The following is a 14,948-nucleotide window of genomic DNA, read 5'->3' as shown; positions in this document are numbered from 1 at the left end:
GGGCCGCCGGCGGCACCTGCCGGCGTCCATGCGGTCCGCTGCGCACATGCTCGCCTACAAGGCCCAGCGATACGGGCGGGGGAATCCCGGCTGGTGGCCGAGCCCGGCAGCCGGCGGCGTACGGCTACGCGGTGGCCGCTATTGACGCCCCGGGTGCGGTGACCGGCCCCGTTCCGCCGCCGACGAGCAGGCTCGCGCCGACCTCCGCCGGGCGATGCTGGCCGGCGAGCCGGTCGATGAGATCTTCGAGTCCTTCATCGGCCCGCTGGTCGAAAAGGCGGTCCCGGAATGGCGGACCCCCCTGGACGCCCTCCTTTCGCTGCCCGAGATCGGCGGCCGGGTCGGGTACTCGGGGATGACCGCCATCGGCATTCGGCTGGCGGTCCTCGAGCCGCGCATCGCGGCCGCCGGTTTCTTCGCCGGGGATTACGTGACCCGCGCCCAGCGCGAGGAGGCCCGGCAGGTCACCATTCCACTGCTGTTCCTGCTGCAGTGGGACGATGAAGGGAGCCCCCGGCAGCGGGCCCTGGACCTGTTCGACGCCTTCGGCACCAAGGAGAAGACGCTGCACGCCAATCTGGGCGGGCACACCGGCACCCCGTGGTTCGAGGTGGAGGACGGGGCCCGGTTCTTCGGCCGGCACCTGAAGACTGCCGCCCCTTCCCGTGCACGACAGAAAGACACACATTTGATGGACCTGTCCGCCTGGCACCGCGAGTTTGGCGCCGCCTGCTTCACCCTCGCCCCCACCACGCCCCGGAACCTGCTCACCGCGCTCGGTGTCACCACGGCGCCCGAGCCGGTCGGTGACCTCGTCAAAGAACTGCGGGACCATCACGAATACGCATGGTCGATGGAGAACATCGACGCCCCCGAAGACCAGGAAACACCCCAGATCGCCGCCGCGTGCCTCGATGGCGAATGGTCCGTCGCCGTCGAAGTCGACGGAATGACCGGTTACGTGGGCTGCGCCCGCCCGATGCTCAGGTCCCTGTCACAGTCCTTCGGCCGGGCCTGTAGCTGCTACTACGACACCGGAAACGCCCAGGTCTTCACCTCGACCGAAGGGGCGGGACCGGTAAGGGTCAACACCCTCAGCGGACGCCGGGACGCCGCACTGCCCCCCGAACAGGAGCAGGCCCTGACCGACGCCGGGTTCGCCGGAGGCGGCTTTCGCACCCTCGCCCCCCGCCTCCAGCAGATGCGCGACATCGAACGCCTCGATGTCGCCCTCAACGCCCTCACCGGCCGCCATCTGGCTGACTGCATCAATGCAGCCGACTGGATCGCAGGACAGACACACAGCCGTTAAGAGCTCGCGCAGATAGGCGGGGTCATGGTCGCCGGCTGGGACGCGTCGTCCCAGCGGTGGGTGGTCCAGGCGCGGCGGATCAGGCTGCGTACGGTGATGACGGCATCCGCGAGGTCGAAGAAGGCGTTGATGACGTCGATCCGGCGTTCGTAGCAGCGGGCCAGTGCCGACCGGCCATCGTCCTGTTCGAGTGCGAGTTTGACGTCTCGTTCAATTTGCCAGCGGGCGCTGGCGCTGCGTGGGGCGCGGACGGCGACGAGATGTACTACATGCGCAATAGCGGGTCGAGCGCCATCACGAACATCCACAGCCAGCTCACGAAGGTGTCCCAGGTCCTCGCGGCCCTGGGACCGGGCGCCGGCAGCACCATCACGATGTCTGTGGAGATCGGCCGAGGCAGCACCGGTGCCACGTACAACCGGATCCAGTCGCTCTTGAGGGCGATCCTGATCAGCCTGTGAGGAGCCTCATGCACACACCCCCTTCGAGGAACTGCCCCACGTCGCTGCTCTGACGAAGCATTACGTGCTGTATCAGGACGGCACGCTCGGGCTGATCGAGACGACCAGCGAGAAGCGACCCCGCCTGTCCAAGCCGGGCCAGTGTCTGACCGAGGAGCAGTATCAGGCGCGGCGTATGGCCTGGGAGGTGGGCGTCGCCGATCGCGTGGAAGCGCTCCAGGCGGAGGACGCGGCGCGCACCCTCAGCGACTGCCAGGCGCTCGTCGATGCCGGAATCGTCGCCGCCACGGCGCGCCGCCTGTCCGGGTATGAGGGACCGGAACCAGACACGGTCGGCGGGTCGGCTGAATAGACTTTTGCCGCCGCTGGTTGTGGGCCGGGCAACTTCCTCGCATCTCCTCGGCCGCACAGGGCAGTTCCTTGACGACTGGTACGGCGAGGAGGGGCGCCCCGGTGTCCCCGAGCTGCCGGGTGTCATGCAGCGCCTCGGTGACCTGGAGACCGGCCTGCGCCGCGTGCAGCACGAAGTGGGGCAGAACGGTGGCGGCAGCTTGCGGGACGCCGTCGACGAGGTCAACCGCCGTCTTGCCGCATGTGCCCCGATCCGGAGCCCAACCGCGCCACCTCGCTCGAGCAGTCGGCCGACCCGCCGACGGCGCCGTAGAGGCGAAATCCTCGACACGGAGGCGGACACCAACAACCCTTGGGTCGAACCGGCGCGGCGAGGAAGCGGGGAGTGCGGCCCGCAGCACGCTGAGACCTATGCCCGGCTCCTCGTGCTCTGGCGCGAGCGGCTCTGCGTACGTGATGGTGGGGCGAGCGCTGTCGCGACGCGCCGGTGAGCGCGAGTGCGGGGACCGGGGTCGAGGCTCCGCAGGATCGGGGGCTACCACACCAACCTCCCGAGAGAAGTTCGGGTCGAGTTCATGCGCGTGTGGAGTCGTGGTGCAAGCGGCATCGTACGTTCGGGCGATTCGCTGCGGGGCGTTCCCGCCATGAAGACGACTTCCAGCCTGGAGTGCACGATGCACACGCCTCACGACTCCCATCAGCACGTCCACGACCTGGCGCTCACGACGAGCCGTCGCGGCTTCCTCGGCCTCGGCCTGGGTGTCGCTGCCGCCGTCGCTGCGCCGGCCGCGTCCGCGTCCGCGCAGGGCAATCCGCTTCTGCGGTTCGGTGTGATCGCCGACTGCCAGTACGCGGACAAGCCCGACGGTCCCGTCCGCCTCTACCGGCGGTCGATCGCCAAGCTCCAAGAGGCCGTCGGCACACTGAACGAGTCCGACCTGCGTTTCGCACTGCACCTGGGCGACTTCGTCGACGAGTACCCGGAGAGCTTTGCGGCTGTCATGCCGATCTGGGAGAAGCTGAGGATGCCCAAGCGCCACGTACTCGGCAACCACGACTTCCAGATGCCGCGCGAGCAGGTGCTTGAGGCCCTCGCCATGCCGTCGTCGTACTACCAGTTCCGCCGTGACGGGTGGCGCTTCATTGTCGTCGACACGAACGACATCAGCACGTACGGCAACCCTGTGGGGTCTGAGAAGTACGGCCTGGCGCAGCGGATGCTCGCCGAGCTGCGGGCCGCAGGCAAGCCCAACGCGCAGACCTGGAATGGCGGCGTGGGCGCGGAGCAGCTCGCGTGGCTGGAGCAGACGCTCGCGCACGCCCACCGTAACGGCGAGAAGGTCGTGCTCAACGCGCACCACCCGATCTACCCGGTCAATGAGCACAACGCGTACAACGACACGCAGCTGATCGACCTCGTGACCTCGTACGACAACGTCGTGGCCTGGTTCAACGGGCACAACCACGCTGGGAACTACGGGTTCACGCGCGGCACGCACTTCGTCAACTTCAAGGGCATGGTCGACACCACGACCACCTCGTACGCGACGGTGCAGGCGTACGAGGACCACCTGCTGATCGAGGGCTTCGGCCGCGAGCCGAGCCGGATCGTCCCGATCGGGGCGCCGGCCTACGAGATCTGAAAGATCTCACCGGGGTGCTGCCGGCCGGCGACGGCCGGCAGACGGCGTGTCACACCCGGTACTTCCGGCCGTACACCAGCACCGACGTGATCGGCTGCGAGTTGGGCGGCGCGGTGAAGAACGTCATCGCCCTCGCGGCCGGCATTGCTTACGGCATGGGCCTGGGCGACAACCTGGCGGCCATGCTCATCACCCGGGGCCTGGCGGAGACCACCCGACTGGCGACGGCCATGGGCGGCCACCCGGCCACCCTCGCCGGGCTGTCCGGCCTGGGGGACATGGTGGCCACCTGCCTTCCCCGCTCTCCCGGAACCGCACCTTCGGCGCCCACCTCGGCCAAGGCATGACCGTCAACGAGGCCGCCGCCGCCACGCGGCAGACCACCGAGGGCGTCAAGTCCGCCGAGGCGGTCCTCGCACTGGCCGCGCTCATGACGTCGAGATGCCGATCACCGAGGTGATCTCGTCTCTGCTGCACGGCACGGTCACCCTCGACGAGGCCGCGGCCGCGCTGATGCAGCGCCCCCCTGAGCCGGAGTGCTGACGCGGGGCGGCTTTCGGTCAACATGGCGGCCATTGCGGGCCCGTGGAGCCGGCGAGGGGGTACGGGCTGGTCAGGGCACTGCGCGTTCCGGTGTTCCCGGTGGTGTTCCCACGGGAACAGGGACGACGGCCCGAGGCGGCCCGAGGCGGGTCGGAAGGGGCTGACGTGGGCCGAAGCGTGGAAGTTTGCGCAGGTCGGAGAGAAATAGCAGGTCAGAGCACATGTGAGGGGCCCTCTGCAGCCTTGTTCCGGCGGGCCGCCATCACCGCGTAGACGAGGACGCCCGCGAACAGGAACAGCACGCCCTGGTAGACCGCGGCGTACCCGGCGCCCGCGACGAGCCACAGCGAGAAGGCGGCCGCGCCGCCCGCCACCACGGCGTCGCGCACCAGCCGTGCCCGGTCGACCCGTTCGCGCCGCCCCGAGACGAGGTGGAAGATCTGCGCGGCGGTGGCCAGCAGGTACGGCACGGTCGCGGTGAACGTGGTGACGAGGACCAGGATCTCGAAGACCTTGGCTGAACCCGACGTGTAGTTGTAGACGGTGAGCAGCGAGGCGAGGACGACGGTGACGGCGACGCCGAAGGTCGGGACGCCGCGCCGCCGGCGCGCGAACGCGGCGGGGAACAGGCCGTCCCGGGCCGCGGCGTACGGGGTCTGCGCGCTCAGCAGCGTCCAGCCGTTGAGGCAGCCGGTCATCGACACCAGCGCGGCGAGCGCGACGGCCCACCCGCCCCAGGAACCGCCGAACATGGCGTTCACGGCGTCGGAGAAGGGCGCGGTGGACCGCACCAGGCGATCGTGCGCCACTGTGCCGAACACCGAGAGCGTGCCGAGCAGATAGACGAGTGCCGCGCCCGTGGTGCCGATCACGGTGGCCCGTCCCACGTTGCGCCGGGCGTCCTTGACCTCGCCCGCGCTGACCGCCGCGGACTCCACGCCGAGGTAGGAGAAGAGCAGGATCGCGGCGGCGGCTGACACCGCGCCGATCGCGCTGCCGCCGCCCGCGTGGAACGGGCCGAGGTTGCGTGGGTCGAAGAAGAACAGCCCGCCGACGGCGACGAGCAGCAGTGGCACGAACTTCAGCACGGTGGCGACGAACTGCACGGCGCCCACGTACCGGGTGCCCGCGAAGTTGGCGAGCGCGGGCAGCCACTGCAGGGCGAGCGCGGCCAGGCACGCCGTCCAGCGGTGGCCGCCCACCGGGACCAGCACGTCGAGGTAGCCGACGGCGGCGACGGCGAGCGCCGCGTTCGACACCCAGGTGGTGATCCAGTACGCCCACGCGGCGAGGAAGCCGGCGAAGTCGCCGAAGGCCTCGCGGGCGTACACGTAGGGTCCACCGGTGCGCGGGTTCCGCTCCGCGAGGCGGCCGAAGACCAGCGCCAGGGCGATGGCACCGAGGGTCAGCACACCGAAGGCGACCAGGCTGACCGTGCCGTACGGGGCGACGGAGGCCGGGAGCAGGAAGATCCCGCCGCCGATGATGTTGCCCATGACCAGGGCCGTGGCGACGGGCAGCCCGAAGCGCCGAGCGTGCCGGCCGGAGTTTTCGGTGGGGTCTTCGGCGGGAGTGTGGTCCGCGGGGGTCTCCCGCGGTGCCGGAGCCGACGGGACGGTTCCGGTGACGTGCATGGGGTGGTGCGCCTCTCTTCGAACTGGTGCCCGGGGTGGCCGGGACGGGCCCCATGGTCCGTCATGGCTCGACGCCGCACCAAATCACACGCTTTTGTCCTGTATGGATCGGTGCGGCACCGCAAAAGATGAGCCATCGCGCGCCCCGAGCCGCCAATCGTCCTGCGCCGTCTCCGTCGTCCGGCTCCAACGCGGACCCCTGGGCCGCGCTCTGCCGCCCCAACTGACCGTCACGATCCCACCACAGGGCCGACGCGGCATCTGCCGTTGCTGTCAACCCGGCCAGATGGTGTTGCTTTCGACCCCACCACATGTCCAAGGGGGATCATGCGCATCCGTGTCACCGCCGTTGCGGCCGCGGTCTTCGGCTGTCTCGCCCTGACCGGCTGCACCGGCGCCGCCGACCGCGAAACCACCGACAACGCCGAGCCCGCCACCACCCAGGGCGACGGCGACTCGACGGGCCACATCACCGAACGGGCCATCACCCCCTGGCCGTTCACCGTCGCCTCCGGCAACCTCGCCTGCGCCGACCAGGCCGTCACCTTCGTCACCGCCGAGGGTACCTACGGTCTCAACGCCCGCGCCCGGCAGAGGCACCCCGGGCCCGACCCCATCTGGGCCGGCGACCCCGACAACCCCGGCAAGAACATCTCCCTCGGCGCGGTCGTCAACCGCTGCCTGGAGCTCTGCAAGTAGTCCGGCACCGCCTTTCGCTCCGGGCGCCCCATCCCTGGCGCCCGTGGCGGCGGCCCGTGCTCGCCGGCCCCTGCCGTGCGGGCCGGCCGAACCCCGAGCGGATCACCCCACGACGACCGTGGCGCCGGCCCGGGTGAGGGCGGTGCGCAGGTCGGACGGGCAGGGCTTGTCGGTGATCAGGGTGTCGAAGCCGTCCAACCCGCACACGCGGTGGGCGGCCGTGCGGCCGAACTTGCTCGAGTCGGCCAGCACATAGCGGTGGGAGGCGTTGGCGAGCATGGCCCGCTTGGTGGCGACCTCGTCGAGGTGGAAGTCGGTGAGGCCGTAGGGGGCTATCCCGCCGGATCCGAGGAAGACGGCGTCCGCGCGCAGGTTGCCGAAGAACTCCACTGCCTGGGCGTTGGAGCAGGCGAGGTCGCCCGCCCTGAGCCGTCCGCCGCTGACCAGGACCTCCACCCGGGGGCGTGTGCTGACCTCCGCGGCCACGAGCAGGGACGGGGTGGCGATGACCCCGGCGTGGTCGGCGGGCAGTGCGCGGGCCACCTCCAGAGCCGTGGTGCCGACGTCGATGACGACGGTCTGGTTCGGCTCGATGAGCGCCGCAGCCGCCCGGCCGATGGTCTCCTTCTCCGCGGCGAGGCTGCCGCTGCGTTCGCTGAAGGGCGCTTCCTCCCCGACCGGTGCCTGGGCGCTGGTGGCGCCGCCGTGGACCCGGGACAGCTCGCCGCGCCGCTCGAGCAGGGCGAGGTCCCTGCGGACCGTTTCGTGGGAGACACCGAGCAGCGTGGTCAGGTCGTCGGTGGTGACGAACTTCAGCCGGGCGATCTCGGCGACGATTCTGCGGTGGCGCTCGGCGGCGAGCACGTCCCACCTCCTTGGAGAAGTGACCGTTTCTGTGGACCTGTGACTGCATTCTACGGTCGGCCGATGCCGGGTCAGGCCAAGCTCCCTCGGTCCCGCGTAGTCGCCGTGCACGGTAAAGGGCCTTGACGAGAGACGGGCAAGGCTCCACAATTCCAGCAACATTCAGTCAACAATCCACAAGAACGGTCAGGCGGGTGGGTTGCCGAGACCGCTTCGGCCACGGTCCTGTGCACCATCGCAGGCCCCGCCGCCCCACAGCGGACAGGCCCCGGCAGACCCCGCGCGGGGCGTGCCGCACAGCCGACCGAGTTCGGTTGCTCACGTTCACTGGCTCTCGCACTCCACGGCGGGGCACTCTGAAGCAGGGAAAAGAGTCATGGCACACGCAGAAGCAGGTCCCCACAGATCAGGAACAGTCGCCCCGGGCAAGGGTGAGTCCAAGCCGCAGATGGCGCGGGAGCTCGGCTGGTACGCCTCGTTCTCCGTGGCCTTCGGGTTCGTCTCCATCGCCACCGGCATCTTCACCACGTACGGCTCGGTGCTCGCGACCTCCGGCCCGCGGGGCATCTGGGCCTGGCCGATCTCCGTGATCGGCCAGCTCTCCATCGCCCTGGTCTTCGGCGCCCTCGCCGCCCGCATCCCGATCAGCGGCTACTCGTACCAATGGGTGTCACGGATCGTGGGCCCGGTATGGGGCTGGATCATGGGATGGATCTCGTTCGCCTTCCTGGGCGTGGTCCTGGTCGCCGTCGACTACACGATCGCCTCCACCATCCTTCCGGAGCTGTTCCGCTACGTCGGCACCACGCAGAACGCCTGGGTGATCACCGCCGGCGTCGTACTGCTCCAGGCCCTCCTCGTCGCCGCCTCCACACGCACCACCCACCGGGTCAACAATGTGGCCGTGACGGTGCAGCTCGTCGGCATGATCGCCCTGACCGTGCTGCTGTTCGCGGTGGGCGCCATCACCGGCAAGCTCGACCTCGGGCACCTCTTCGACACCGGTACCGTCCCCGAGAGCGGCTACTACGCCCTGGGCGGCGGCACCACGGCCGGACCGTTCGCCCTGGCGTTCCTGCTCGGCGCGTTCACCATCGTCGGCTTCGAGTCGGCCGCCAACCTGGCCGAGGAGACCAAGAACCCCGCCCGGGTCATCCCCAAGGCCATGGTCCAGGCCGTGCTCTCGCTGGGCGTGCTCGGCTTCCTGTTCCTGGTCGCGGTCACCGCGGCGGCCGGCCGGATCGACGGTGTCGGCGCGTCGGCCACTCCCGTGGCCACCGTCATCACCGCCGTGCTCGGCTCGGTCGTCGGGAAGATCCTGCTGGTCCTGGTCGTCGTGTCGATCTTCTCCTGCGGACTGGTGATCACCCTGAGCGGCACCCGCCTGGTCTACGCGATGTCCCGCGACGAGCGGTTCCCCGGCTGGCGGCTGCTGGGGCGCCTCGACCGGCGCACCGCCACGCCCCTGAACGCCTCGGTATTCATGATGCTCATCGCGCAGATCATCCTCGCGGTCTTCTCCCGCTCCACCGACGCGCTGTTCCAGCTGTTCTCCGCCGGAACCCTGCTGCCCGCCCTCATCTACGCCGGAACCGTCGCGATGTACGCCATCAAGCGCCGTTCGCTGCCCGCGTCCCAGGGCTTCTCACTGGGCCGCTGGGAAGTACCGGTGCTGGTCGTCGCGGGTGTCTGGCTGGTGTACGAGCTGCTGATCTTCCGGGATGCTTCCTTCCGTGCACCGTGGACCTACGTTCTCGTGCTGTTCGCGATCGGTGCGGTCTACTTCGCCGGTCTGCTGGTCCGGCGCGGACGGGACGGGCTGACCATGCCGGACATGGCCGACGTCGACCGCGCCCTGGACGCCGCCGACCCGACGTCCGCGGGCCCCGCCACGGAAGGGAGCGCACGGTGACCGCGATCCTCGCCATCGACCAGGGCACCTCGGGCACGAAGGCCATCGTCGTCGACCCCGAGGAAGGCACCGTCGCCATCGCGGAGGAGACCGTCCGCCCCACCTACCTGAACGGCGGAGGGGTCGAGCAGAACCCGCACGAGCTGCTCGACTCCGTCCTCAACGCCGGTCGCCGCGCGGTGAGCGCGGCCGGCCGTCCGATCGCCTGCGTGGCCCTCGCCAACCAGGGCGAGACGGTCCTGGCCTGGGACCCGGCGACCGGAACACCCCTCACCCAGGCGCTCGTGTGGCAGGACCGGCGCGCGGAGAGTGTCTGCGACGAACTGGCCGAGCACGCCGAGAGCATCGCCCGGCGCACCGGCCTCGTCCTCGACCCGTACTTCTCCGCACCCAAGATGGCCTGGCTGCGGCGCAACCTCACCCGCGACGGGGTGGTGACGACCACCGACACCTGGCTGGTGCACCACCTCACGGGGGAGTTCGTCACCGACGCCTCCACCGCCAGCCGCTCACTCGTCCTCGACCTGGACACCGCCGCCTGGGACCAAGGACTCCTGGACCTGTTCGGTCTCGGCGACGAGCGGCTGCCCCGCATCGCCGCCTGCGACGAGATCGTCGGCACCACCCGGGCCTTCGGCCAGGAGGTGCCGGTGGCCGGGCTGATCGTCGACCAGCAGGCGGCCCTGGTCGCGGAGCGCTGCCTGGAGCCGGGCACCGCGAAATGCACGTACGGCACCGGCGCCTTCCTGCTGGCGAACACCGGTCTCAACCCGGTGCGCTCCAGCGCCGGCCTGACCACCTCGGTGGCCTGGCGGGCGGCCGGACGGACGCCGTACTGCGTGGACGGCCAGGTCTACACCGTCGCCTCGGCGGTGCGCTGGCTCCAGGACCTCGGCCTCATCCAGTCCCCGACCGACCTGGACACGCTGGCGGCGGCCGACGCCGAGGGCGTGCTGTGCGTGCCCGCGTTCGCCGGCCTCGCCGCGCCCTGGTGGACACCGGAGGCCACCGCCTCCTTCACCGGCATGACCCTGGCCACCCGACGCGAACACCTCGTCCTGGCCGTGCTCCAGGGAATCGCCGCGCAGGTCGCCGAGCTGGGCACCCTGGTCGCCAAGGACCTCGGCCGGCCCCTGACCCGACTGCGCGCGGACGGCGGACTGACCAACTCCGCCGTCCTCATGCAGGCCCAGGCCGACATCGCGCAGATGCCGGTCGACATCTACCCCCACGCCCACGCCACCCCCCTGGGGGCGGCCGCACTGGCCCGCTGCGCCCTCGATCCGGCGCTCGGGCTCGAAGAAGCCGTCGGCGACTGGCAGCCGACCACCGTTTACGAACCCCGCTGGTCCGCCGACCGGGCCCAGGAGTTCCGCACCGCATGGGCGCAGGCCGCGACGGCCCGCGCCGCCGAGGGAGACCATTCATGACCGCCACCCCGCACCGCCCCCACGACGGCGTCTTCGACGTCGCGGTGATCGGCGGAGGCATCGTCGGCGCGGCGATCGCACGCGAACTGTCCGGCTACGACGTCCGCGTCGCGCTGCTCGACGCCCGCGACGACGTCGGCGACGCCACCAGCAAGGCGAACACCGCGATCCTGCACACCGGCTTCGACGCCAAACCCGGCACGCTCGAATCCCGTCTGGTCGCCCGCGGCTACCACCTGCTGAGCGCCTACGCCGAAGCCACCGGCATCCCCGTCGAACACACCGGTGCCGTGCTGGTGGCCTGGACCGACGAAGAACTCCACGCGCTGCCCGGCCTGAAGGAGAAGGCCGAGGCCAACGGCTACACCCGCTGCCGGATCATCGACGCCGACGACGTCTACCGACTGGTCCCCGACCTCGGCGAGGGAGCGCTGGGCGGGCTGACCGTGCCGGACGAGTCCATCATCTGCACCTGGACCACGAACCTCGCCCTGGCCACCGACGCCCGGCAGCGCGGCACCACGATCCTGCTCGAACACGCCGTGACCGGCGTCGACGAAGGGGCCGAGGCGACCACACTGCACACGCCGGCCGGTGACGTGCGGGCCCGCTGGGTGGTGAACGCCGCCGGTCTCGGCGCCGACCACCTCGACCGGCTGTTCGGCCACGACCGCTTCACCGTCACGCCACGCCGCGGTGAGCTGTTCGTCTTCGACAAGCTCGCCCGTCCCATGGTGAACAAGATCGTGCTTCCGGTGCCCACCTCCCGGGGCAAGGGCGTACTGATCTCGCCGACCATCTACGGCAACGTCATGCTCGGCCCGACCGCCGAGGACCTCACCGACCGCACCGACACCGCCACATCGGAAGACGGCTTCGACTTCCTGCTCACCAAGGGCGAACGCCTCATGCCGCGCCTGCTGGCCGAAGAGGTCACCGCCAGCTACGCCGGGCTGCGCGCCGCGATCGACCGCTCCGACTACCTCATCGAGGCCAGTCCTGAGCAGCGGTACCTCCTCGTCGGCGGGATCCGCTCCACCGGCCTGACCGCCGGCATCGCCATCGCCGAACACGCCCGCACCCTGCTGGAGGAGGCCGGCCTGGCCCTGCGTCCGCGCGGCGACCTGCCCGAGCCACCGCGGATGCCCAACATCGGCGAAGCCACCCAGCGCCCCTACCAGGACGCCGACCTCATCGCCCGCGACCCCGCCTACGGCACCGTCGTCTGCTTCTGCGAACGGGTCACCGAGGGCGAGATCCGCGACGCCTGCCACGCCCCGGTACCCGCCCGCAGCCTGGAGGGACTGCGCCGTCGCACCCGCGCGATGAACGGCCGCTGCCAGGGCTTCTTCTGCGGCGCGGCCGTCGCGGCCCTGCGCGAGAAGCACCACACCAACGACGGCTGCCGCAGCCAGCACAAGGACAACCGATGACCCACCAGCCGCCCCTGACCACGCCCGACGTCCTCATCATCGGCGGCGGGCCCGCGGGCCTGACCGCCGCCTCCGAACTGGCCGGACGCCAGGCCTGCCGTGTCCTCGTCGTAGACCGGGAGCAGGACGCCGGCGGCATCCCCCGGCACAGCGACCACACCGGCTACGGCCTGCGCGACCTGCGCCGCGTGATGTCCGGCCCCGCCTACGCCCGCCACCTCGTGCGCCAGGCCACCGGGGCCGGAGCCGAGATCCGCACCCGCACCATGGTCACCGGCTGGGCCGACGAGCACACCGTCGACGTCACCAGCCCCGACGGCCGCTACCGGATCCGGCCGCGGGTCATCGTGCTGGCCACCGGCGCCCGCGAACGGCCCCGCACCGCACGCCGCATCCCCGGCGACCGCCCCCACGGCGTCTACACCACCGGCCAGTTGCAGAACCTCGTCCACCTGCACCACCAGCCCGTCGGCAAGCGGGCCGTCATCGTCGGCGGCGAACTCGTCAGCTGGTCCGCGGCCGTCACCCTGCGCGAGGCCGGCTGCACCCCCGCCCTCATGGTCAGCCAGTACCCGAAGGCGGAGTCCTACGCCGCCTTCAACGCGGCCGGACGCACCGTTCTGCGCGTCCCTGTCGCCACCCGCACCCGCGTCACCCGCGTCATCGGCAAGGGACGCTGCCAGGCCGTGGAGATCGAGCACCTCGACACCGGCCGGCGCCGCACGGTCGCCTGCGACACCGTCGTCTTCACCGGCGACTGGATCCCCGACCACGAACTCGCCCGCTCCGCCGGCATCATCCTCGACGAAGGCACCCTCGGTCCCCTCACCGACACCGCGCTGCGCACCAGCCGCCCCGGCGTCTTCGCCGCCGGCAACCTGCTGCACCCCGTCGACACCGCGGACGTCGCCGCCCTCGACGGCAGGCACGTCGCCCGGCAGGTCGTCCACCACCTCAACGGCGAGGACCGGCCGGCCGAGGGCGTCCGTCTGATCGCCGACGCCCCCTTCCGCTGGGTCGCCCCCCAGATCCTGCGGCCGAACGACCCCGCACCCGCCCGCGGGCGCCTGCTGCTGTGGACCGACGAGTTCGTCCGCTTCCCCGAAGTGACCGTCCGCCAGGACGGACGGACCCTCGCCCGCCGCACCCTCGCGTGGCCGGCCGCCCCCGGCCGCGTCTTCCGCGTCCCCGCCGGACTGCTCGGCGACGTCTCGTCCACCGGAGGCCCGGTCCACATCGGTCTGCGCTGACCCCGGGCCGGCCGGTCGCGGGCACCGCGGTGTCCGTGTGGGGAATGTCGCTCTCTCCCGGGTGAACCGTTTGCTGCTGACATGAGTGAGCAAGCGGTCCCAGGGACGTCTGCGCGCCCAGGAGACGCCAGGAGACGCCCAGGAGACGCCCGGGAGAGAGGAGACCCAGATGGTGGACAAGGAAGCCGGCGCCGCCGCGGCGGATGCCGATCCCGAGGCTCTCAAGCGCCACCGCACGCTGTTCAGGGCCGTCAGACGGCGCCGGAACCCTCCACTGCGGCGCACGGACATCACCGTCACCGACGAGGCCGCCGTGCAGCGGGCCGTGAAGGCCGCCTCGCTCGGCAACGCCATGGAGTGGTTCGACTTCGGCATCACGACCCCTCTGGTGATCACCGCGCTGATCTCGGTCACGGGCAGCGACCTGATGCCCGCCCACTACTCCATGGCCGCGGCGCTCGTCGGCGTGATCTCGGTGGCGTGCATGAAGGAGACGGCACGCCGACCGCTGGAGGGCTCCCCGCCGTCCGTGGCGACCCCGGAGGAAGCCGCGGAACTGGTCGAGAGCCAGGCCCCGGTGCCCAAGTTCTGACCGGCCGGCGCGAGACGGCTCGTCACCGGCCCCCGGAAGCCAGGGCGTGCGGGCAGCCGGGCCCGGACCCGGCCCGAGGGGCCCGGGCCCCTCCGCGTACCATCAGCGGGCCCGTCCCGTCAGCAAGGAGTCCCGAGCCCGTGACCTCCGTCGTCGCGCCGTCCACGGCTGCCGGTCTGCCGGCCCCGGGGTGGCTGACCCGTACCGAGGACGGGCTGCGGCTGCCCGCGCTGCTGTGGGACGCCGGCCCGGGATGGCGGATGATCAGCAACGCCGTGCTCGGCGGCGGCCTCGGAGAGCGCGGCTGGGTCCTCAACGCGCAGGTGGCCCACGGCTATCGGCGCACCGATCCCGAACGCCACCTCGCCGACCTGGCCGACGCGGCAGGACTGCACGGCGCGGGAGTGGGCCTGATGACCGCCGCCGACATCACGGCTCACGGCAGCGCGGCCGACGGTGGCGCCACCGCGGTCGCCACCGCGGGCGTCCGGGTGCGGGGTTGGGCCGCTTCCCCGTCACCGGGAACCGACGGCCCGAACGCGCCGGGCACGATCAACGTCGTCGCCGCGCTCCCGGCCGCCCTGTCGGACGCCGCACTGGTCAACGCCGTGGTCACCGCGACCGAGGCCAAGGTCCAGGCGTTGCTGGAGGCGGGCTACGACTGCTCCGGCACCCCCACCGACGCCGTGTGCGTGGCCGCCCGCACCCCGGGCGCCGACGACGAACTCCACACCTTCGCCGGGCCACGCTCGCTCTGGGGCGCCCGCCTGGCGCGCGCCGTTCACGGGGCGGTGCGGGCGGCCCTTCCCGTTCCCGGGGAGTGA

At 71.3% G+C, this 14,948-nt stretch carries 11 protein-coding genes and 3 pseudogenes; 11 read left to right on the top strand and 3 right to left on the bottom strand.

Going from position 1 to position 14,948, the window contains the following annotated elements:
- Positions 1 to 98: 98 nt before the first annotated feature.
- A pseudogene (locus ACFY4A_RS25285) lies at positions 99 to 649 on the top strand (alpha/beta hydrolase); the annotation flags it as partial.
- A 685-nt stretch (positions 650 to 1,334) separates the two neighbouring features.
- Here ACFY4A_RS25285 and ACFY4A_RS25280 read toward each other — a convergent pair.
- Positions 1,335 to 1,647: pseudogene (locus tag ACFY4A_RS25280) on the bottom strand (IS5/IS1182 family transposase); the annotation flags it as partial.
- A 190-nt stretch (positions 1,648 to 1,837) separates the two neighbouring features.
- On the opposite strand from ACFY4A_RS25280, the gene ACFY4A_RS25275 reads away from it, so the two are divergent.
- From ACFY4A_RS25275 to ACFY4A_RS25265, 3 genes and pseudogenes are all read left to right on the top strand, one after another.
- Positions 1,838 to 2,125 carry a hypothetical protein gene (locus ACFY4A_RS25275; protein WP_390831636.1) on the top strand — a complete coding sequence of 96 codons (288 nt, stop codon included), beginning with the start codon at positions 1,838 to 1,840 and terminating at the stop codon, positions 2,123 to 2,125.
- Positions 2,126 to 2,768: 643 nt separating this feature from the next.
- A complete protein-coding gene (locus ACFY4A_RS25270) occupies positions 2,769 to 3,767 on the top strand; it encodes a metallophosphoesterase (RefSeq protein WP_390831635.1) in 999 nt (332 codons plus the stop codon).
- Between the two features lie 38 nt (positions 3,768 to 3,805).
- Positions 3,806 to 4,310, top strand: a pseudogene (locus ACFY4A_RS25265) (NAD(P)H-dependent glycerol-3-phosphate dehydrogenase); the annotation flags it as partial.
- 212 nt (positions 4,311 to 4,522) lie between these two features.
- On the opposite strand, the gene ACFY4A_RS25260 reads toward ACFY4A_RS25265, so the two are convergent.
- Positions 4,523 to 5,944, bottom strand: a complete 1,422-nt coding sequence (locus ACFY4A_RS25260) for an amino acid permease (RefSeq protein ID WP_390831634.1) — start codon at positions 5,942 to 5,944, stop codon at positions 4,523 to 4,525.
- Positions 5,945 to 6,271: 327 nt separating this feature from the next.
- Here ACFY4A_RS25260 and ACFY4A_RS25255 point away from each other — a divergent pair, with 327 nt between their 5' ends.
- Positions 6,272 to 6,643: a DUF2511 domain-containing protein gene (locus tag ACFY4A_RS25255; RefSeq protein WP_390831633.1), complete on the top strand. Its 372-nt coding sequence runs from the start codon at positions 6,272 to 6,274 to the stop codon at positions 6,641 to 6,643.
- A gap of 102 nt (positions 6,644 to 6,745) precedes the next feature.
- Here ACFY4A_RS25255 and ACFY4A_RS25250 read toward each other — a convergent pair whose 3' ends face one another.
- A complete protein-coding gene (locus ACFY4A_RS25250; RefSeq protein ID WP_390831632.1) occupies positions 6,746 to 7,507 on the bottom strand; it encodes a DeoR/GlpR family DNA-binding transcription regulator in 762 nt (253 codons plus the stop codon).
- Positions 7,508 to 7,883: 376 nt separating this feature from the next.
- Here ACFY4A_RS25250 and ACFY4A_RS25245 point away from each other — a divergent pair, with 376 nt between their 5' ends.
- From ACFY4A_RS25245 to ACFY4A_RS25220, 6 genes are all read left to right on the top strand, one after another.
- A complete protein-coding gene (locus ACFY4A_RS25245; protein ID WP_390831631.1) occupies positions 7,884 to 9,419 on the top strand; it encodes an APC family permease in 1,536 nt (511 codons plus the stop codon).
- Positions 9,416 to 10,849, top strand: a complete 1,434-nt coding sequence (locus ACFY4A_RS25240; protein ID WP_390831630.1) for an FGGY family carbohydrate kinase — start codon at positions 9,416 to 9,418, stop codon at positions 10,847 to 10,849. Before ACFY4A_RS25245 ends, ACFY4A_RS25240 begins: the two co-directional genes overlap by 4 nt.
- Entirely contained in the window at positions 10,846 to 12,282 is a 1,437-nt protein-coding gene (locus ACFY4A_RS25235; protein WP_390831629.1) for an NAD(P)/FAD-dependent oxidoreductase, read from the top strand. Before ACFY4A_RS25240 ends, ACFY4A_RS25235 begins: the two co-directional genes overlap by 4 nt.
- A complete protein-coding gene (locus ACFY4A_RS25230) occupies positions 12,279 to 13,532 on the top strand; it encodes an NAD(P)/FAD-dependent oxidoreductase (RefSeq protein WP_390831628.1) in 1,254 nt (417 codons plus the stop codon). Before ACFY4A_RS25235 ends, ACFY4A_RS25230 begins: the two co-directional genes overlap by 4 nt.
- A 169-nt stretch (positions 13,533 to 13,701) precedes the next feature.
- Positions 13,702 to 14,124, top strand: a complete 423-nt coding sequence (locus ACFY4A_RS25225) for a hypothetical protein (protein ID WP_390831627.1) — start codon at positions 13,702 to 13,704, stop codon at positions 14,122 to 14,124.
- A gap of 140 nt (positions 14,125 to 14,264) precedes the next feature.
- Positions 14,265 to 14,948, top strand: coding sequence for an adenosylcobinamide amidohydrolase (locus ACFY4A_RS25220; RefSeq protein WP_390831626.1), 684 nt, complete (start codon positions 14,265 to 14,267; stop codon positions 14,946 to 14,948).

Origin of the sequence: Streptomyces sp. NPDC001292, assembly GCF_042896465.1 — a bacterium.
In the GTDB taxonomy this organism is placed as follows: Bacteria; Actinomycetota; Actinomycetes; order Streptomycetales; family Streptomycetaceae; genus Streptomyces.
The sequence above is the reverse complement of the archived record's forward strand: the minus strand, read 5'-3'. Positions and strand labels throughout refer to the sequence as shown.